The sequence below is a fragment of the Streptomyces sp. Da 82-17 genome, from assembly GCF_046098215.1.
In the GTDB taxonomy this organism is placed as follows: Bacteria; Actinomycetota; Actinomycetes; order Streptomycetales; family Streptomycetaceae; genus Streptomyces.
On the sequence record NZ_JBJURH010000027.1, the window covers coordinates 1 to 18,083 of the forward strand.

Annotated in this window: 17 protein-coding genes and 2 pseudogenes; 9 read left to right on the plus strand and 10 right to left on the minus strand. The window is 71.2% G+C overall.

Annotated features, from left to right (window positions below):
* From ACIDOF_RS32915 to ACIDOF_RS32930, 4 genes are all read left to right on the plus strand, one after another.
* Positions 1-419: molybdopterin dinucleotide binding domain-containing protein (locus tag ACIDOF_RS32915; protein WP_409009862.1), on the plus strand; the 419-nt coding region annotated here is incomplete at its 5' end.
* 23 nt (positions 420-442) lie between these two features.
* Positions 443-1,279, plus strand: a complete 837-nt coding sequence (gene fdhD / locus ACIDOF_RS32920) for a formate dehydrogenase accessory sulfurtransferase FdhD (protein WP_409009863.1) — start codon at positions 443-445, stop codon at positions 1,277-1,279.
* Positions 1,280-1,341: 62 nt separating this feature from the next.
* Positions 1,342-2,271: a LysR family transcriptional regulator gene (locus ACIDOF_RS32925; protein ID WP_409009864.1), complete on the plus strand. Its 930-nt coding sequence runs from the start codon at positions 1,342-1,344 to the stop codon at positions 2,269-2,271.
* Between the two features lie 238 nt (positions 2,272-2,509).
* A complete protein-coding gene (locus tag ACIDOF_RS32930; RefSeq protein ID WP_409009865.1) occupies positions 2,510-4,279 on the plus strand; it encodes an FUSC family protein in 1,770 nt (589 codons plus the stop codon).
* On the opposite strand, the gene ACIDOF_RS32935 is transcribed toward ACIDOF_RS32930, so the two are convergent.
* The 3 genes from ACIDOF_RS32935 to ACIDOF_RS32945 form a co-directional block, all read right to left on the minus strand.
* Positions 4,276-4,515 (minus strand): hypothetical protein, encoded by a 240-nt coding sequence (locus ACIDOF_RS32935; protein ID WP_409009866.1) that lies wholly within the window; start codon positions 4,513-4,515, stop codon positions 4,276-4,278. The genes ACIDOF_RS32930 and ACIDOF_RS32935 overlap by 4 nt on opposite strands.
* On the minus strand, positions 4,515-7,064 hold the full coding sequence (locus tag ACIDOF_RS32940) for an ATP-dependent Clp protease ATP-binding subunit (RefSeq protein WP_409009867.1): 2,550 nt from the start codon (positions 7,062-7,064) through the stop codon (positions 4,515-4,517). The genes ACIDOF_RS32935 and ACIDOF_RS32940 overlap by 1 nt, the downstream gene beginning before the upstream one ends.
* Before the next feature lie 79 nt (positions 7,065-7,143).
* The gene (locus ACIDOF_RS32945; protein WP_409009868.1) at positions 7,144-7,548 is read right to left on the minus strand and encodes a type II toxin-antitoxin system PemK/MazF family toxin; all 405 of its coding nucleotides are present in this window, start codon (positions 7,546-7,548) and stop codon (positions 7,144-7,146) included.
* A gap of 159 nt (positions 7,549-7,707) precedes the next feature.
* Between ACIDOF_RS32945 and ACIDOF_RS32950 the strand changes: the two genes are divergently transcribed.
* Positions 7,708-8,304 carry a thioredoxin domain-containing protein gene (locus ACIDOF_RS32950; RefSeq protein WP_409009869.1) on the plus strand — a complete coding sequence of 199 codons (597 nt, stop codon included), beginning with the start codon at positions 7,708-7,710 and terminating at the stop codon, positions 8,302-8,304.
* Between the two features lie 353 nt (positions 8,305-8,657).
* Here ACIDOF_RS32950 and ACIDOF_RS32955 read toward each other — a convergent pair whose 3' ends face one another.
* The 3 genes from ACIDOF_RS32955 to ACIDOF_RS32965 are packed head-to-tail and all read right to left on the minus strand — an operon-like array spanning position 8,658 to position 11,064.
* Positions 8,658-9,887 carry a PucR family transcriptional regulator gene (locus ACIDOF_RS32955; RefSeq protein WP_409009870.1) on the minus strand — a complete coding sequence of 410 codons (1,230 nt, stop codon included), beginning with the start codon at positions 9,885-9,887 and terminating at the stop codon, positions 8,658-8,660.
* 45 nt (positions 9,888-9,932) lie between these two features.
* Entirely contained in the window at positions 9,933-10,409 is a 477-nt protein-coding gene (locus ACIDOF_RS32960) for a GreA/GreB family elongation factor (protein WP_409009871.1), read from the minus strand.
* A 22-nt stretch (positions 10,410-10,431) separates the two neighbouring features.
* Positions 10,432-11,064 carry a DUF1345 domain-containing protein gene (locus ACIDOF_RS32965; RefSeq protein WP_409009872.1) on the minus strand — a complete coding sequence of 211 codons (633 nt, stop codon included), beginning with the start codon at positions 11,062-11,064 and terminating at the stop codon, positions 10,432-10,434.
* 220 nt (positions 11,065-11,284) lie between these two features.
* On the opposite strand from ACIDOF_RS32965, the gene ACIDOF_RS32970 reads away from it, so the two are divergent.
* Positions 11,285-11,656, plus strand: a complete 372-nt coding sequence (locus ACIDOF_RS32970; RefSeq protein WP_409009873.1) for a DUF488 domain-containing protein — start codon at positions 11,285-11,287, stop codon at positions 11,654-11,656.
* A gap of 142 nt (positions 11,657-11,798) precedes the next feature.
* Positions 11,799-12,365 (plus strand): annotated as a pseudogene (gene thpR, locus ACIDOF_RS32975) (RNA 2',3'-cyclic phosphodiesterase); the annotation flags it as partial.
* A gap of 227 nt (positions 12,366-12,592) precedes the next feature.
* Here the strand turns inward: thpR and ACIDOF_RS32980 are convergent.
* The gene (locus ACIDOF_RS32980) at positions 12,593-12,949 is read right to left on the minus strand and encodes a winged helix-turn-helix transcriptional regulator (protein ID WP_409009874.1); all 357 of its coding nucleotides are present in this window, start codon (positions 12,947-12,949) and stop codon (positions 12,593-12,595) included.
* A gap of 226 nt (positions 12,950-13,175) precedes the next feature.
* On the opposite strand from ACIDOF_RS32980, the gene ACIDOF_RS32985 reads away from it, so the two are divergent.
* Positions 13,176-13,472: a DUF1330 domain-containing protein gene (locus tag ACIDOF_RS32985; RefSeq protein ID WP_409009875.1), complete on the plus strand. Its 297-nt coding sequence runs from the start codon at positions 13,176-13,178 to the stop codon at positions 13,470-13,472.
* 115 nt (positions 13,473-13,587) lie between these two features.
* Here ACIDOF_RS32985 and ACIDOF_RS32990 read toward each other — a convergent pair whose 3' ends face one another.
* On the minus strand, positions 13,588-14,799 hold the full coding sequence (locus ACIDOF_RS32990; protein ID WP_409009876.1) for a cytochrome P450: 1,212 nt from the start codon (positions 14,797-14,799) through the stop codon (positions 13,588-13,590).
* 303 nt (positions 14,800-15,102) lie between these two features.
* Here ACIDOF_RS32990 and ACIDOF_RS32995 point away from each other — a divergent pair, with 303 nt between their 5' ends.
* Positions 15,103-16,851, plus strand: coding sequence for a PP2C family protein-serine/threonine phosphatase (locus ACIDOF_RS32995; RefSeq protein ID WP_409009877.1), 1,749 nt, complete (start codon positions 15,103-15,105; stop codon positions 16,849-16,851).
* Between the two features lie 113 nt (positions 16,852-16,964).
* Here the strand turns inward: ACIDOF_RS32995 and ACIDOF_RS33000 are convergent.
* Both ACIDOF_RS33000 and ACIDOF_RS33005 read right to left on the minus strand, forming a co-directional pair.
* Positions 16,965-17,138 (minus strand): annotated as a pseudogene (locus tag ACIDOF_RS33000) (ABC transporter permease); the annotation flags it as partial.
* 56 nt (positions 17,139-17,194) lie between these two features.
* Entirely contained in the window at positions 17,195-17,881 is a 687-nt protein-coding gene (locus ACIDOF_RS33005) for a TetR/AcrR family transcriptional regulator (protein ID WP_409009878.1), read from the minus strand.
* Positions 17,882-18,083 lie beyond the last annotated feature (202 nt).

Consider the following 18,083-nt stretch of genomic DNA (forward strand, 5'->3'; position numbering starts at 1 on the left):
GCGGCAAGGCCGTGTTCACGCGGAACGAGTTCACGATGCCGCACGTGCCGGAGGGTCACCTGCTGCTGCAGACACTGCGCTCCCACGACCAGTGGAACACCATCTGGTACGCGCCCAATGACCGCTACCGGGGCATCCACAACGCCCGCCGCGTCGTCCTCGTCAACCCGGCGGACCTCGACGAACTCGGCCTCGCCGACCGGCAGTTGGTGGACCTCGTCAGCGTGTGGCACGACGGGCGCGAGCGGCGCGCGGAGAACTTCACCACCGTCGCCTACCCGGCGAGCCGGGGCTCGGCCGCCGCGTACTACCCGGAGACCAACGTCCTGGTGCCCCTCGACAGCGTCGCCGACATCTCCAACTGCCCCACCTCCAAGGGCGTCGTGGTCCGCCTGGAGCCGACCGCCGACGCCGCCTAGCCCCCCGAGGAGAGGAGTTCCCCATGGGACGCGTGACCGCACGGCGGCGCGTACTGCGCATCCGCGACGGCAAGGGCTCGTACCGGCCCGACACGTTGGCCGCCGAGGAGCCGCTGGAGATCCGCGTCGGCGGCCGGCCCCTGACCGTCACGATGCGCACCCCCGGCCACGACTTCGACCTCGCCGCCGGGTTCCTGGTGAGCGAAGGCGTCGTGCACGCGGCCGACGACGTGACCGGCATCCGGTACTGCGCGGGCGCGACCGCAGACGGGAGCAACACGTACAACGTCGTCGACGTCGGCCTCTCCCCCGGCGTGGCCGCACCCGATCCGTCCCTCGAGCGGAACTTCTACACCACGTCCTCGTGCGGCCTGTGCGGCAAGGCCAGCCTCGACGCCGTACGCACCCAGGCCGCGTGGTCGGTCGCCGAGGACCCGCTGCGGATCTCACCCGGTACCGTCGCCGAACTGCCGGAACGGCTCCGCGAGCAGCAGCGGGTCTTCGACACGACGGGCGGGCTGCACGCCGCCGGGCTGTTCGGCGGCGACGGCGAACTGCTCTGCCTGCGCGAGGACGTGGGCCGGCACAACGCCGTCGACAAGGTGATCGGACACGCCCTGCGCAGCGGGCTCCTGCCCCTGCGCGAGACGGTCCTGATGGTGTCGGGCCGGGCGTCCTTCGAGCTCGTGCAGAAGGCGGTGATGGCCGGCATCCCCATGCTCACGGCGGTGTCCGCGCCGTCGTCCCTCGCCGTGGACCTGGCCGACGAGAGCGGCCTCACCCTCGTCGGCTTCCTCCGCGGCGCCTCCATGAACGTCTACACGCACCCCGAACGCCTCCGCCCCGCCCCGGCCTCCTGATCCGGCAACACGGCCGCCCGCTCCGATTGGCAGAACGACCGATGGTCCGGTACACCCGTGGAGTGCTTCTCCGCCAACTCGAGTACCTGCTCGCGCTCTCCCGCGAACGCCACTTCGCGCGGGCCGCCCAGTCCTGCCACGTCTCCCAGCCCGCCCTCTCCGAAGGCCTCCGCAAGCTGGAGGACGAGCTCGGCGTGCCGCTGGTGCGGCGCGGCCACAAGTACGAGGGCCTCACCCCCGAAGGCGAACGCATCGTCGTCTGGGCGCAGCGGATCCTCGCCGACCGGGACGCCATGAAGAGCGAAGTCGGCGCCCTGCGCACCGGGTTGAGCGGCAAGCTCCGCATCGGCGCCGTGCCGACCGCCTCCGGGGCCGTCGCCCAGCTCACCGCGCCGTTCTGCACCGCGCACCCGCTGGTGTTCGTCGAGGTGGCCGCCGACCTGACGTCCGACGAGATCCTCCGCCGGCTGCAGAGCTTCGAGATCGACGCCGGAGTCACCTACCTCCACCAGGAGTTGCCGGCCGCCTTCCGCACGGTCCCGCTGTACGAGGAGCGGTACGTGCTGCTCAGCGACGCCTCGGACCGGCTCGCACACCGGGCGACGGTCGCCTGGGAGGACGCCGCGCAGCTGCCCCTGTGCCTCCTCGGCCCGGAGATGGCGGGACGGCAGGTCCTGGACGCCCAGTTCGCCGAGGCCGGGGTGCTGCCCTCGCCACGCATCGAGACCGACTCGGTCGCCGCGCTCTTCGCCCAGGTCAGGGCCGGACGGTGGGCGAGTATCGTGCCGCAGACCTGGCTGCACGTCTTCGGCGTCCCGTACGGCATGTGTGCCGTGCCCATGGCCGAACCGACGCGGAGTGTGCCCGTCGGGCTCGTCACGCTCGCACGCGAGCCGGAGTCCGCACTCGCGCGTGCGCTCACCGGGATCGCCCGGGACACCGACATCGCGTCCACGCTGGAACGCCTGCCGCACGGCCCCGGCCTGGCCTAGGCCGGCGGAGGCGGAGGCGGTAGCGGTAGCGGTGGCGGTTGTCGGCGTGCGCGAGGCGCGGCCTCGTTGATCGCCCTCGCCTATCGCATGTTCGGAACTACCACTTTGACCGTTTCTGCGAATGCGGTGAAGCTGACCACACCTCGGCGGCGACCTTCAGACCGCCGATCCGCACTGCCACCACCGCCACTGCCACGCCACCGCCAGGAACCGCTCATCACGAATGGTGATCCCGACCATGCCTCCCCTGAACCGCTCCTCGTCCGCCCGGTCCAAGGGTGGTTGGCGGCCTGCCGTGGCGGGCGCCACGCGCGTGCTCGCGCCCCGCGGGGTCTTCACGGTGCACCGGGTGGACGGTGCGCTGTTCTTCGCCGTACGGGCCGCTCTGGCGATGGGCGTGGTGGCGTTGCCGGTGGCGCAGGCGGGGCGGCCCGATCTCGCGGTGTACGCGATGTTGGGGTCGTTCACGACCACGTTCGGGCGGAACCTGCCGTATCCGCGCCGTGCCCGCGTGCTCGCGCTGGTGGCCGTGGCCATGACCGCGAGCGTCGGCTGCGGCTCGGCGTTCGCGGTGTGGGCACGGCCCTGGGAGGGCGGGGCCGGTGAGATCGCCGTGGTCGCGGGGACGGCGCTCGTCGCCGGGCTGTCGAAGTTCGCGTGCGACGCGGCACGGCTGAGCGGGCTCGGCGCGGTGCTGCTGCTGTTCTCGTTCGCCGTGGCGGCCAACAGCCCGGCGGCCTGGTCCGAGGTGCCGGTGCAGACGGGGCTGGCCGCTGCGGGTGCCGCTGCCGCGTGGGTGTTCGGCGTGTCCGGGTGGCTCGTGCATCCGGACCGTCCCCAGCGGTTCGCCGTGGCCAACGCGCTCCAGGAACTCGCCGTACTCCTGGAGGCGACGGCCGCCGGGGGAGGCGTCCAGCAGGTGCGGCAGGTCCGGCAGCGGACGACCGTCGCGGTCCTGCAGGCCTACCACTCGCTCGGGCTCAGGCCGCCCACCGAGCCCCGGCAGGCGGACCGCACCGGACTGTTCGTACGTCTCACCGACCTGTCGTGGGCGTTGCTGATCGGTTCGGGGCACGACTCGCCGCGTCATCTCCTCGACACGGCACACCACTTGCGGCGTCAGGCTCGGCTGCTCACGCGGCGGCGCAGGAAGCTTCCCCCGCTGCTGACCGAGCTGCCGTTCCTGCACCAGGAGCACCGCGGCAGCACCGATCCCCTGCACCCGTCGCAGGCGGCCCGGGTCACGCATCGCGCCGCGGACCTCCTCGTGGGCCGGTACCACGGCGAACCGCACCGGAAGGCCGCCGTCCTCGCCGTGCCCGCCCTGCGGATGGTGCTGGGCACGGGCGCGGCGGGCGGTCTGGCCGCGGCCCTCGACCTGGAACACGGCTACTGGGCTTCGGTGTCGGCGGCGGCCGTGCTGCACTCCGTCAATCTGCGGACCACGGTCGAGCGGGCTGTCCAGCGGACGTTGGGCACGCTCGTCGGGTTGCTCATCGCCCTCGGTGTCCTGGCCGTGGACCTCGCGCCGGTGACGCTCGCTCTGGTCGTCGTACTCCTGGAGTTCCTCCTCGAGTACTACGTCGCCCGCAACTACGGACTCGGCGTCGTCTTCCTCACACCGCTGGCGCTGCTCCTCAGCGACCTGGCCGCGCCGGCCCCGGCGGGACAACTCGTGTACGCCCGCGTCGTCGGCAGCGTCGACGGGATCGTCGTCGGACTGCTCTGCGCGCTGCTGGTCGTGCACGGCCACTCGGCGGTCAGGGCCGCCCGCGCGCTGGCCGCGTGCACGGAGGCGGCCGCGGCGGCGGAGCGTTGGCTGGCGGACCGCTCGGGCCCCGGCCTGCCCACGGTCCAACTGCGCCTGGTGGCCGCCGTGGTGGAGCTGCGCGAGGCCGACGACGCGGCGGCGGGCGAGCTGTGGCCCGCGGGCGTCGACCCCACCGAGCTGGCAGCCGCCGAGCAACACGCGTACGCGCTGCTCGAACGGCTGCACGTGGCCCGCTAGCTCGTGGTGTCCGCCGACTTGTCCTCGCCGCGCTCCACCGCCCGGTCGACGGCGGCCTGCGCCTCCTCGTACTGGGCTTCCGCGCTCGGTCCGGCGTCGGGGTTCAGTCCGAGGTCGCGTCGGTCCTCCTGGGTGCGCCGTTCGAGTTCGACCTCGTCGGGTCGTCGGGGCATCCCGCCGCCGTGCCGGGTGTCGGGGTTTCCTTCGACTTCGCGGTTGGTCTTGTGGTGTCCCATCACTTCTCCTCGGTGTCGGACGTGTCCCCGTCGTCCGCGGCCTGCTCGGGCTGGGGTGTCTCGTCCTTGTCCGGTCGGCGGATGGTGCAGTGCAGGGTGTCGTCCTTGACGTCCGCGACGATCGTGTCGCCCGGGTCGGCCTCTCCGCCGAGGAGGAGGGACGCGATGCGGTTGTCGAGTTCGGTCTGGATGGTGCGGCGCAGGGGGCGTGCGCCGAACTCGGGCTGGTAGCCGTGCGCCACGAGGAGTTTCTTCGCGGCCTCCGTGACCTCCAGCTTCAACCCCTGTGCGTGGACGCGCCGTTCACTGCGCTGCAGCAGGTGGTCGACGATCTCGGTGAGGTCGTCCTCGGTGAGGCTGTGGAAGACGATGATGTCGTCGATCCGGTTGAGGAACTCCGGCAGGAACCTGCCCCGCAGGTCCTCCATCAGCTCGTCCTTCAGCTCGGCGGCGTCGCCTTCGTGGGCGAGGATGCGGTGCGCGCCGATGTTGGACGTCATGATGACGACGCAGTGCCGGAAGTCGACCGTGCGCCCCTGCCCGTCGGTGAGCCGACCGTCGTCGAGGATCTGCAGGAGCGTGTTGAACACGTCCGGGTGGGCCTTCTCGACCTCGTCGAACAGCACCACGCTGTACGGGTGCCGCCGCACCTTCTCGGTGAGCTGGCCGGCCTCCTCGTAGCCGACGTATCCGGGAGGCGCACCGACCAGCCGGGCGACGGTGTGCTTCTCCTGGAACTCGCTCATGTCGAAGCGGACCATGCGGTCCTCGTCGCCGAACAGCAACTCCGCGAGCGTCTTGGCCAGTTCGGTCTTGCCGACGCCGGTCGGGCCGAGGAACAGGAACGAGCCGACGGGCCGGTTCGGGTCGCCCATGCCCGCGCGGTTGCGCCGTACGGCCTCGGAGACCGCGGTGACCGCCTCGTCCTGCCCGACGATGCGGGCGTGCATCTCCTCCTCCAGCTTCAGCAGCCGCTCTTTCTCGCTGGTGGTGAGCTGCGCGACCGGGATGCCCGTACGACGGGACACGACGTCGGCGATGTCCTTCGCCGTGACCGACACGACCCCTTCGCGGCGCTCCTCGATGCCCGCCAACTCGCCCTCGACTTCGGCGATTTCCTGCTTCAGCTGCCCCGCCTTGTCGTAGTCCTCGGCCGCGATGGCCTGGTCCTTCTCCCGCTTGAGCTTGGCGATACGGTCCTCGCGCGAGACGACTTCGGTGGAGCGGCCCGCGCTGCGCAGCCGGACCCTCGCGCCCGCCTGGTCCATGAGGTCGATGGCCTTGTCCGGCAGGAACCGGTCGCTCACGTACCGGTCGGAGAGTTCGGCCGCGGCCGCCAACGCCCCGTCCTCGAAACGGACTTGGTGGTGCGCCTCGTACGCGTCCCGGAGTCCTTCGAGGATCTGGATCGTCTCCTCGACGGTCGGCTCGGGGATCAGGACGGGCTGGAAGCGGCGTTCCAGGGCGGCGTCCTTCTCGATGTGCTTGCGGTACTCGTCGATCGTCGTCGCCCCGACCACATGCAACTCACCGCGCGCCAGGGCGGGTTTGAGCATGTTGCCCGCGTCCATCGAGCCCTCGCCGGTCGCGCCCGCGCCGACGACGGTGTGCAGCTCGTCGATGAACAGGATGATGTCCCCGCCCGCCTCCTGCACGTCCTCGATGACCTTCTTCAACCGCTCCTCGAACTGCCCCCGGTACTGGGCCCCGGCCACCATCCCGGACAGGTCGAGGGACACGACCCGCTTGTCCTTCAGCGTCTCCGGCACCTCGCCCGCCACGATCCGCTGCGCGAGGCCTTCGACGATCGCGGTCTTGCCGACGCCGGGTTCCCCGATCAGGACGGGGTTGTTCTTCGAGCGCCGGGAGAGGATCTCGACGGTCTGCTCGATCTCCTCCGACCGGCCCACCACCGGGTCGAGCTTGCCCGCCTTCGCCTCCTCGGTCAGGTCACGCCCGTACTCGTCCAGCGTCGTCGCGGCCGGCTTGGCCCCCGCCTGGGCTCCTCCCTCGGCTCGGGCCGCCTGCTCCGCCACGCCTCGCAGCTTCCGCGGGTCCACGTCCTCGGCGCTCAGGAACCGGCCCGCTCCCGAATCCGCGTCCCCGACGAGCGCGCCCAGGATGTGCTCGGGCCCGATGTACGAGACGCCCGCCTGCTGCGACAGCGCGTACGCGTTGCCGAGCGTGCGCTTCGCGGCGGGCGTCAGGCCGGGTTCCGCCGAGGGCAGCCCGGACTCGCGCGGCAACACCTTCGCGATCCGCTCGCCCAGCGCCTGCGGGTCCACCCCGGCCTGGGCGAGCAGGGACCGCGCCGGGTCCACCTGCGTGCAGGCCCACAGGAGGTGTTCCGTATCGAGGTCCGACGTACCGTCGTCCGCCGCGCGCTGCGCCGCCAGGTTCAGCAGCTCCTGCGACGACTCCGTCAGCAACCGCCCGATCGGCACCCGCTGCACCGCCGGCGGCGACGACTGCGGCGACATCCCGAAGAACCGGTTGAACATCTCACTGAACGGGTCGGAGGAACCGAAACCGAAGGAAGACATCGACATGACAGCTCCAGGTGCAGAGGCTCGTTTTCCTCACTGAATCCCGACACCCCTGCCCCCGCAACCTCAGCAAACGATCACTTCAGTCGAGCCCTCCGAGACGGCGGGCGTTCTTGATCTCGCTGATCCTGGCAGCCGTCATCGGCGTCCACTCCCTGCTCTCTCCAGCGGCAAGGAGGGCTGCTTCGACCTCGCTGAGCTTCCCGGAGGACAACACGCCCGCCCGCTCGATCAGGTCGTCCCGGGCCACGGTGGTCAGCCATGTGCACGGGGTGAGGCCGGGACGCGGGAACGCGAACCGCAGCACGCCGTCGAAAGGCAGTCCTTCCGGGGCTCCTACGGCCACTTCGACGCCCAGGCCGCTCATGTCGACGCCCGCCGGCGCGACGACCTGCATCGCCTGGAACCCGGACGACTCCTCGTCGGAGAGCAGCACGACCGGGCGTCGCTCGTCGAAATCGACCCACCAGACTTCACCGCGTTGCATGTGCCCTCCCGGCATGAGACAGCGGTGTGACGGCCGCGAGCCACAGCGTAGACCCCGCCTGCCGACAGGAGGCCTGCGGCTGCCGGAGCATCGCCGAGCGGGCCGGGCCTCGGGATACGTCCAGTCGTAGGCGCCACCAGGATGTGACACCTTCGATTCATGAATCCAGCACACACAAATGGAATTGACGGAACCACCGTGTACTACGGGGATCCGAACCACCCGCACACACTGGAGTTCTTTCTCGACCTGCGTGACAGATCGAGCCACAACGTGGCGGTGGGGCTTTTGAACACGATGCGTAAAGGCGCGGACGAAGGCCGTTACGTCATCGAATTCCATTTCGCCGCGTTGATGGACGACACGGTCGGAGGTTCCGGTTCGGTGCGTGGACTCGCCGCGCTGGGTGCGGCGAGCGACATGGGCCAAAGGCAGTTCGTCGAATATCTGGCCGTGCTGCTCGAAGCACAGCCGTATCCGCCGGGGTTCGACCGGTTCTCCGAGACCTCGGTCCTGCTTGACCTGGCGAGCAAGGTCGACGGCCTCAGGTCGGAGGAGTTCGACGGCAAGGTCACGGACGACACGTACATGGATTGGGCCGGAACCACCGTCGCCGCCTTTCCCTCCCTGAAGGTTCTGGAGACGCCCGTCGTGCGCTTCGACGGAAAGGACATCCGCGTCGCCGAGGCGGTGGAGGGGTTCGCGCGGGGACCTGCCGTCTCCGTGGCGGAGTTTCTGCAGCAACTCCCCCACTGAACGACGCGTGCGTGCGCACAAAACCGGCCGCGAAGATCCATACGTACGGAATTCTGGCCGGGAGAACAACGCTCCTTGTGCGGGCCGACAAGGGGGCCGGAGGCCCGGGCCCGACGCCCCCCCCGGGCGCGGGCCCGCATGCAGGAACTGGCCCTGCAATTGCGTGCCGAATCGGCGTCCGTGACCGACTCCCGGGAGAGAACGCTTTTCGCGACGACGGCCGACTTGTTGGTCGCACTCGACGAGGCGTTCGCCGACGCGGCTCGGCAGTCGAGGCGCGATCGCCGAGCATGAGCTGCCGCGACGGACGCTCGTACGTCAGGAACGCCTCGGCCGCGAGGAACGGCCCCACGTCAGGAACGACCAGACGGTCCCAAGGTCAAGGCGTCCACCGCGGCGACCAGTTCGGCGAGTTCTCTCGGCTCGGTGAGTGAGCGGCCGGTGAGTTCGCGGATGCGGTTGAGGCGGTACCGCACCGTGTTGGGGTGGCAGTGCAGCACCGCGGCGGCGCGGTCCGTGGAGCCGGAGTGGTCGACGAAGGCCCGGAGTGTGCGCACCAGAGGGTCGCGGTCCTCCTGAGGCAGGTCCAGCACCCGGCCGAGGACTTCCCGCGCGAGTCGACGGCCCTCGTCCCGGTCGTACGCGATGAGCGCGGCGAGCGGGCTCAGGCTGAAGCTGCGTACCTCGACCTCGCCCACGGGGATCTCGGCGAGCGCCGAACGGGCGAGGTGCAGGGCGCGGGGCGTCTCCGAGAGGGACGAGTACAGCGGGCTCACGCCGGTGCGGGCGGCGGCTGTCGCGTCGAGCAGCGTGAGCACCATGTCGCGCTGGTCCTCGCGCAGGGCGACAACTCCCGCCTGGAGGTGGGGAGTCAGCTGCCAGGCCGACACGATGCCCACCTGCCCCAGGACGCGTTCGACGCCGACGAGGCTCTCCTCGGCCAAGCCGGCGGTCTCGGCGGCCACCACCATCAGGTCGGTGTCGAGTGGCAGGCCGAGGAGCTTGCCGACCTCCCAAGCGCTTGCCTCGGGCACCAGTCCGCCCGTGAACAGGGCCTCGACCAGGGCGGAACGCCGTCGCTGCTGCGCGGTCAGCATGTCCGCCGTGGCCGCGCGGTACGCCTCGGTGAGCGCCAGGGCGTGTTCGTCGGACAGCCGCCACAGGGTGCTCGACGAGTCCACCAGCGCGTCGAGGACCTCCGGGCGGCCGTCGGCGCGTGCGCGGTCGAGGAGGAGGTCCCAGAGCATGGCGCAGGCGATGCGGTAGCAGCGCAGCACTTCGGGCAGGGGGGCGCTTTGGTGGGCGCGGCGTCGGCCGGTCTCGGAAGGCGCCGTCACGTCCGGGGTGGCGTCCGGCGCGGCGAGCCCGCGGACGACGAAGCGGAGATTCAGTGCGATGGAACGATGAAGGTCGTCCGGCGGCACAATGTCGTCGTCGCGGTAGAGCTGGATCCGCTCGCGGACCGTAGCGTCCACGTCGTCGGTCAGCTGCGGAAGCTGCGTCTCGACCCACGCGATCAGCTTGCCGAGAGCGGTGCTCCCCGTGTGCCCCGGCCTGCCGCCCGCTGCGTTTCGATCAGCCATGTGAACCCCGTCCGGCGCTGGAAAGGCGCCCTGGCCCGGCCCGTACTAACTGCCGCTCGGGGACTCGCCGATCGACACGACGACGGCTTCGGCCCGGCCGCCCGGAGTCCTGTACTCGACGCTGTCGCCGGGGCGGCTGCCGAGCAGGGCCTTGCCCAGCGGGCTGTCGGCCGTGACCATGTCGGGGTCCAGGGCTTCGGCGACTTCACCGATGTGCATGGTCTGCGTCGCGCCGTCCGCGAACCTCACGGTGACGGTGCTCCCGACGCCGACCTCCTCGGTGTCCGCGGCGCCCGCGAGGTCCGCCTGCTGCAGCCGTACGGTGATCTCGTCGATGCGCGCGTCGAGGTGCTTCAGGTCGTTCGAGCGCTGCAACTCGTCCGCCTCGTCGGCACGGTCGCCGACCTCCTGCGGCGTCTGCAGGGTCTTCGCGACCAACTCCCGCTCGGCGCGCAGGCCGGCCCTCTCCTCTTCGAGGGCGCGGCGGGCCTCGGCGCTGATCGGCTCGGGGTTTCCGTTCACTTCCGCTCCTGACGGTAGGGGTTCAGCCGGTGACGATGCCCATGACGAGGTTGATGGCGGTCGCCAGAATGCCGGTCCCGAACACGTACGACAGGACCGAGTGCCGGAGCACCACGGCGCGGATCCTGGTCGTCGAGACGTTCGTGTCGGAGACCTGGTAGGTCATGCCGAGGTTGTAGCTGAAGTACAGGAAGTCCCGGTACGTGGGCGGCTCCTTCGAGTTGAAGTCGATGCCGCCGCCGGAGTCGTAGTAGATGTACGCGTACCGCGTCGCGTACATGAGGTGCAGCGCGGCCCAGGACATGAACACGCCGGCCAGCGCGACGGCCGCCGCGGCGTGGCTGTCGCCGGAATCGCCGAGCAGCAGAAGCAGCACGATCGCGACGAGTCCGCTCGACGCCGTTCCGACGACCACCAGCTCGTCGGTGACCGGGCGGAAGTCCTCGCGCCGCGCGTTGGCCCGGGTGGCGTGCGCGTCCATCGGCCACAGCACGGTCCAGCCCGCCGCCGCGAACACCAGCTCGGTCGCGGCGATCGCGGCTAGTACCGCGAGCAGAGGCCCGGTCGTCACGCCGACGACCACGCCCACCACCACTCCGACGGCCACCGCGACACCGAGCCGCGGCACCGCGGAGACAGGCAGCCAGGTACTCATACGGACCACGCTATGCGGCAAGCCGCGGCTCAGCGCGTCGAGCGGACGGAGGGCGGTGGGGAACTCGCGACTACGACGTGACACGAGGTGACGTGCCGGGCGTCTGCTGTACGCACTGCACGCCCTGCCCCTGCTCACCGGCTGGCGATCAACGCCCGGTCCAGCGAGCCTGGGGGTGCGGAACTCTGCCCCCTGCTGCCGAGCCGAACAAGGGCACGCAATGGCTCAGAAAACCCAGAACGTCGCGTACCGCAGAATCTACGAGGATCCGTCGCCGCAGGACGGCAAGCGCATTCTGGTGGACCGCCTCTGGCCACGCGGAGTGAGCAAGGAGAAGGCCGACCTGGACGACTGGGCCAAGGGCGTCGCGCCGTCCACCGAGTTGCGCCGCTGGTACCACCACGACCCCGAGCGCTTCGAGGAGTTCCGTCGCCGCTACGTCGCCGAACTGGAGGACCCGGCGGATCCCGACGCCGTAGACGAACTGCGCACCCTGGCCGCCCAGGGAAAGGTCACCCTCCTCACGGCCACCAAGGACGCGAGTCACAGCGAAGCGGCCGTTCTCGCTCAGTGGCTCAACGGTCAGGGCTGAGCCGCAGGCGGGGACGCGACCGTCGACGGCCCGCTGCGGCGTGGGGCGGCGCATCGGGACAACTCCGGCTACCCCGAAGGGAGTTGGGGTGATGGTGCGGCCGTCCACCTGCGTCGGTGCCCCCATGAGGTAAGAAGACCCCGTGACCGCACCGCACGACGAGGCCCCCACCCAGCACGCCTTCATCGCCCTCGCGCCGCCCGACGAGGCGAAGAACGAGCTGGCGCAGGCGCTGAGCCCGGCCTACGCCGCCCACCCCGAGCTGCGTTGGAACCGCATCGAGGACTGGCACATCACCCTGGCCTTCCTCGGCGAGCTGCCGGTGCACACCGTCCAGCGGCTCCGGGCACCCCTCGCCGACCTCGCCGCTGCCCGCCCCTCCCTCGAACTGGCCCTGCTCGGGGGCGGGCACTTCGACGAGCGCGTGCTGTGGAGCGGCATCGGAGGCGACCTCGACCGACTGCACGAGCTGGCCGAAGCCGTACGAGCCCGGGTCAGGCACTGCGGCGTCACGTTCGTCGAGCGCCCGCTCCGCCCCCACCTCACGCTGGCCCGCGCCCGCCGCAACGACACCACGTCCGTCACCGCGGTGGCCGCCGCCCTCGACGGCTTCACCGGACGCCCGTGGCAGACGGAACGCCTCCACCTGGTCGGCAGCACCGTAAGAGGCCACGCGGGCCCGCGGCGCTATCGGGACATCGACGCATGGACCCTGGTCACACGGCCCTTGGTCACGCGGCCCTTGGTCACGGGGCCCTCGGTCACGCGGCCCCTGGTCAGCGGGCGGAGCCACCCCGGTCCACAGCCGCCACAGCCCGAATCAGCCGACTGCGGCTGAGCATCAGGACAAGCTCGCCTCTGCGTTGATCAGACCGTGCGCGACAGAGAGACTGTCCAGGACGGCACCGCTGCCGTGATCGGACCAGCCACCCGGTGTCATTCCAGCTCTCCTGTCGTCGCGGGCCCCAGTTCCTCGGCCCAGCGTCGACTCCAGGCGTCCAGCGGGCTCAGCGCCTCGCAGAGATCCTGGCCGAGCGGGGTGAGGTGGTAGCCGTCGCTGCCCAGGGCGAGCAGGCGGGCGCCGGACAGTTCCTCGATCCGGGTACTGAGCACGCTGGAGGACATGCGCTCGCATCGGCGCTGCAACTCGCGGAAGCCGGCCGGAGCTTGACGGAGTTCCCACAGGATCCGCATCGTCCAACGCCGTCCGAGCAGGTCGAGTGCGGCCATCACCGGACGACCCGATTCGGAACCCCGTACCGGCACACCCGGGCGTGGCGCTCTGGCTTCCATACTCACTCCTTGCGCTTCGATTCTCGAAGCAGCATAGTGATGCGAAAGTCGAAGCAGGAGGTGCCGGGACGCCACGCATCGAACCACTCACCACGCCTGCACCGCCGACGCCGACCGGGCGCTCCGCCGATGAAGCCGCCGGGTGTGCCGCACGAGCCACTCGCGCCGACGCTCGCCTGCGGCCAACCCGTAAACCGGATGCACTCCCCCCGACACTGGAGGTTCCATGCCCAAGGGCTACTGGGTCAGCTCCTACCGCACCATTTCCGACCCCGAGAAGCTGGCCGCCTACGACAAGCTGGCCGGTCCGGCCGTCGAGGCCGCGGGCGGTCGACTCCTCGCCGCCCGCGACAGTCGAGTCGTGGCACATGACGCCGGGATCGCCGAGCGCACCATCCTGATCGAGTTCGACAGCTTCGAGCAGGCCGTCGCAGCGCGCGAGAGTGCGGCCTACCAGGAGGCGCTGGCCGCCCTCTCCGACGGCGTCGAGCGCGACTTCCGCATCGTCGAAGGCACTGACTGACCGGGCGTCGTCGAACTCGCCGCCAGCAGCCGCAAGTTGAGCCGTGCGGTGCGGTCGCCTCGCCCGCCCGCCCCGAGAACCACGCACCCCCAAGCGCAAGAACGAACACCGCAGATCAGCGGTCGGATACCACGACTTGCAGCGGCGCGCGGAAGGACAGCAGGCCGAGCATCGGCGGCTCAGGGGCGTGGGCCGCCGGTCCCACCCGGGGCAGGACGCGGGCCGCCGTCCGGAGAGCCACCGCCGCTTCCGCTCGGGCGAGGGATGCGCCCGGGCAAAGGTGGTTGCCGATGCCGAAGGCGAGGTGACGGCGGGCGTTCGGCCGGTGCGGACACATCTGGTCCGGCTCGTCGAAGACCTCCGGGTCCGAGCCGGTGCCCATGAGCATCAGGAGGAGCTGTGCCCCCGCGGGCAGCCGCACCCCGCCCACGTCCACCGGCTGCGCCGTCACCCGCCGCCAGGTGGTCACCGGAGGTTCGCGCCGCAGCACCTCCTCCACCCACCGCTCCGCCCCGCCTGCCTCGTGGGCTGCGCGCGGCCACAGGCCAGGCTCGGCGAGCGCACGGCGCAGCACGGTGGCGATGAGCTGGCCGGTGGTCGACTGCCCGGCGATGAAGACGAAGAAGCACGCGCTGACGACCGTCTTCGGATCCAGGCGCTCTCCGTCGGGCAGACGATGGCGGACGAGTTCTCCGATCAGCGAGTCGGACGCGGCCGGGGTGGACCGTACGGTCTCAGTCAGCCAGGCGTGGAACTCGCCGACCAGTTCCGCCAGTTCGAGCTGCCGTTGGGCCCTGGGGCTGCCCCAGAACAACTCCAGGGCGGCATCGCTCCAGCGGATCAGCGTGGCCGGTTCGATGCCCTCGATACCGAGCAGGTCCATCAGGACCCGGCAGGGCAGGACCTGCGCGTAGGACGGGAACAGGTCGCACGTACCGCCGGCGTCGAGCTGCGCCCGGGCCGTACGCAGCAGCTCCTCGGCGATCCGCTCCATCGTCGGTACGGCCGCGGCGACGCGACGGGGGCCGAAGAAGCGCGCGACCACCTGGCGCAGCTGCGGATGGCTGTCGGTGCCGTTGTTGGCGAGCGCGGGCGGAAGCTGGAAACCGGCCCTGGCCAGCACCCGCAGCGCGGCCACCGGCAACGGGGTGACGGCGTCCTGGGCGTTGTCGGGCAGGAAGAGCTCGGGGTCGAGGAGGACCCGGCGTACGTCCCGATGGCGGCTGACGAGCCACAGGCCCGTGCCTGCGTCGTGGTGGACCGGCGCTTCGGCGCGCAGCAGGTCGAGCCACGGGTGCGGATCGCGTACGAAGGCGTCGCCGAACAAGTCGAGACGGTCGAGCAGGCCACCGCCGCCGGCTGGGGCGACGCGTGCATCAGGTTGAGGTAGGCCCACGGCCGGGGAGATCACGCGCGGACGCTAACACGCGCACCTCGGCCACGGGCCGCCCCTGTGCGAGGCATCACTTTCCCGCCGGACTGCCACGTCTCCGCCCGTCAGCGGTGCCTCTGCGGCGCCCCGCTCCTGCCGTCGGACGCCATCACCTGGCGTACTCCCACTGGCCTTCCCCGGGCGCCTAATCGAAGCTGCTCAGTACTTCGCCCCGTACCCGGAAGGGCCGAGATACGCATGGACGAGCCGTCCTCCATGGGCGACCCGCGCTCCCGTCTCGGGCTGCAGGCGATCCAGGAGTTGCTGGAGGCGCAGCGGCGACGGGTCAGGGCGTACGCGGAGCTCCAACGCGATGCCCGGCCTGCCCGGCCTGCCCGGCCCGCGGGTCCGGCCGCGTCGGCCGCACCCATGCCGTCGCCGTCGCCGTCGCCGTCCGCGCAGGAGGTGCTCGACGCCTTCCCCGTGGCCGCCCTGCTGGTGACCCCGGTGTTCGACGGCGACGGCGGCCTGCGGGACGCGGTGTACGTCACCCAGAACGCGGCCGCCCGCAAGATCGCGAGCACGCTGATCCCGCCGGGTGCCGTGCCCAGGTGGACCGGTCCCGTTTCGCTGTTCGAGCGGTTTCCCACGCTGACCCGCACGGCGATCCCCCGCATGCTGACCCGGGCGTTCCACGAGGGCACGCCTCAAGGCCCGGAAACGGTGGAATGGTTCCTCGACACCGACGCCGGGCCCGTACGGGTCAACGACGAGGTACGCATCGCCCCGTGCGGTGAGCAGTTCCTGCTCACCTGGGAGCGCGGCAGCCGCCTGGGCATGGCGGCCGCGGCGCAGCAACTGGTGCACACCTGCTGGGCGGAGTGGAACCTCGGCGACCACGGCGTGACACCGTCCCGCGGATTCCGACGGGTGCTGCGCCTGGCGGACGACGCCCCGGTGCCCAGCCTGTCCGACCTGGCCGCCGAGGTCGCGCCCGACAGCCTGCCGGACCTGTACCAGACCCTGTACGACGTCATCCTGCGCAAGCGGACCACCGAGTGCGAGCTGCGCCTGCGCCGCAGCAAGCGCGTGTTCCGCCTGGTCGCCGAACCCGTACGCATCGCTCCGGGCAGCCTCGTGTGGGCGCTGCGCGCGGTCCTCACCGACGTCACCGCGGACCGGCGGCGCCGCGAGGCGGCCGAGCGTGCCGAGCGCGAGGCGCGCCGCCAACGGGAGCGGGCCGAAGCCGTCGCGGAGGTCGCCGACGTCCTACGCGAGGCCGTACTGCCGCATTTCCAGGACGAGTTGGAGTCCTTCGGCCTCGAAGCGGCAGCGGTGTACCGTCCCGACGCCCGCGAGGCGGGCGTCGGCGGCGACTGGTACAAGGCCCGCAAACTGCCCGACGGCCGCCTCCTCGTCGCCCTGGGCGACGCGCGCGGGCACGGCCTGGAAGCGGCCACCCTCATGGCGAAGCTGCGGTACGCGCTCGCGGGCCTGGCCTACACCGAGGAGCCCGTCGAGCACCTGACGCAGTGGCTCAACGAGGTGGCGTGCGCCGACGGCACCGAGTCGACCGCCACCGCGATCATCGCCCGCTACCACCCCGAGCGCGGGCTGCTGCGCTGGACCTGCGCCGGCCACCCCCGCCCCGTCCTCGTACGGAACGGGCGCGCCGTGCAACTCCCGGATCCCGAGGACGGCCCGGGCCTGCCGCTCGGCGTGCTGCCCGGCTCGGCCTACACCGCTACGGAGGCCGAACTCCAGGTCGGCGACATCGTGTTGATGTACTCGGACGGGCTGACCGAACGCCGCGCCGGCGATCCCGAGCTGGACACGAACCGTTTCCTCGCCACGGCCGAACACTGCCTGCGCGAAGCTTCCCCGGGCGCCGGGCACCAGGCGCTCCAGGAGTACGTCGAATGCCTCGTCGCCGAACTGGACGGCTCCCACCGCACGGACGACGCGACACTCCTCGCACTGCGCCGCATCTCCTCGGAGCCCACGTAGCCCCCGCCCCGGGCCTCGCCCCTCCCGGCCGGGGAACTGCGCTCCGTCAAGGGGAGGTTCGCGCCAGTGGTCGCACGTCTTCCGGCTCTCCCTTTGGAGTTCAGGCGGAGTTGAAGAGCGAGGGTGGGTGAAAGGCGGGAGGCACGGATGGCGGGGTAGAGGCCGGCGATGGTGCCGATGACGAGGGTGGCCCCGAAGCCTACGGCGACGGCCCGCAGAGGGAAGGCCCAGGGGATGTCGCTGCTGAGCGTGGACACGGCAGTGGCGATGCCGAGCGCGGCCTGGGCCGACCGCCGGGGCAAAGGCGTCGGCAGCCGGGCGACGGCACCACCGATCTCCCGCGTCAGCCGGACTTCTCCGCCGCCGGTACGGGCGTGCCGGCGGCGGAGATCGACGCGTACAGGCGGTCCAGGTAGGCGCGCAGGCGCTCCGCCATGTCGACGTCGTCCGGCGCGATGGCCCACTGGAGCTGGATGCCGTCCATGACGGCGAAGACCTCGCGGGCCGTGGCGTCGCACGGGGCGTCCGGGCGGAGTTCACCGGCTTCGACCGATTCGCCGAGTACGGCGGCGAGTTGGGCGATGAAGCGCTCGTAGCGGCGGGAGAAGAAGGCGTGGGCGGGGTGGCCGGGTTCGGAGGACTCGCCGAGCAGGACGTTGAACATCCTGGTGCGGCCGGGGCGGCGGCTGTTGTAGTCGGCGAGGGCGATCAGGCTCCGGAAGGCGTCCGCGGTCGAGGTGAACTCCGCGGCGAAGAACTCCTCGACGTCCTGTTCCTCGCTGCGTTCGAGCACGCGGACGAGCAGGTCCTCCTTGCTGCGGAAGTGGTGCAGCAGACCGCCCTGGGTGACGCCGACGTCCTTGGCGATGCGGGCGAGCGAGGACGCGTGGAAGCCCCACTGTGCGAAGTGCTCGACGGCCGCGTCGAGGATGCGGCGGCGGCGCTCGTCGCCGACCGCGTAAGTACCGCGCGCCTTGGCCGTGTTCCGGCGAGGGGTGCTCGGGCTGCGGCGGCTGTTCGTGCGGTCCATGCAGGTCACAGTAGCCAAGCGACACCACCGCACACCGTCGCGTGACGCACGTCACATTTTGAAAACCTACTACCTACTCGGGTTTCGTGGTTGCCTGTGCGCGCCGACACGGCGGGGGAAGGGCCGCCCTCGTCGTGGGGCCCTCGACACGCACCTGTGCTGGTCCCGTCCGCGCGGTGTCTTCGCGACCGCCGTCCAGCTT

Excerpts from the sequence above, each read along its gene's own strand:
- fdhD (WP_409009863.1), top strand. The coding sequence starts at position 443 with ATGGGACGCGTGACCGCACGGCGGCGCGTACTGCGCATCCGCGACGGC.
- ACIDOF_RS32950 (WP_409009869.1), top strand. The coding sequence starts at position 7,708 with ATGAATCCAGCACACACAAATGGAATTGACGGAACCACCGTGTACTAC.
- ACIDOF_RS32985 (WP_409009875.1), top strand. The coding sequence starts at position 13,176 with ATGCCCAAGGGCTACTGGGTCAGCTCCTACCGCACCATTTCCGACCCC.
- ACIDOF_RS33005 (WP_409009878.1), bottom strand. The coding sequence starts at position 17,881 with ATGGACCGCACGAACAGCCGCCGCAGCCCGAGCACCCCTCGCCGGAAC.
- ACIDOF_RS32940 (WP_409009867.1), bottom strand. The coding sequence starts at position 7,064 with ATGTCGATGTCTTCCTTCGGTTTCGGTTCCTCCGACCCGTTCAGTGAG.
- ACIDOF_RS32995 (WP_409009877.1), top strand. The coding sequence starts at position 15,103 with ATGGACGAGCCGTCCTCCATGGGCGACCCGCGCTCCCGTCTCGGGCTG.
- ACIDOF_RS32930 (WP_409009865.1), top strand. The coding sequence starts at position 2,510 with ATGCCTCCCCTGAACCGCTCCTCGTCCGCCCGGTCCAAGGGTGGTTGG.
- ACIDOF_RS32955 (WP_409009870.1), bottom strand. The coding sequence starts at position 9,887 with ATGGCTGATCGAAACGCAGCGGGCGGCAGGCCGGGGCACACGGGGAGC.
- ACIDOF_RS32945 (WP_409009868.1), bottom strand. The coding sequence starts at position 7,548 with ATGCAACGCGGTGAAGTCTGGTGGGTCGATTTCGACGAGCGACGCCCG.
- ACIDOF_RS32970 (WP_409009873.1), top strand. The coding sequence starts at position 11,285 with ATGGCTCAGAAAACCCAGAACGTCGCGTACCGCAGAATCTACGAGGAT.
- ACIDOF_RS32935 (WP_409009866.1), bottom strand. The coding sequence starts at position 4,515 with ATGGGACACCACAAGACCAACCGCGAAGTCGAAGGAAACCCCGACACC.
- ACIDOF_RS32965 (WP_409009872.1), bottom strand. The coding sequence starts at position 11,064 with ATGAGTACCTGGCTGCCTGTCTCCGCGGTGCCGCGGCTCGGTGTCGCG.
- ACIDOF_RS32980 (WP_409009874.1), bottom strand. The coding sequence starts at position 12,949 with ATGGAAGCCAGAGCGCCACGCCCGGGTGTGCCGGTACGGGGTTCCGAA.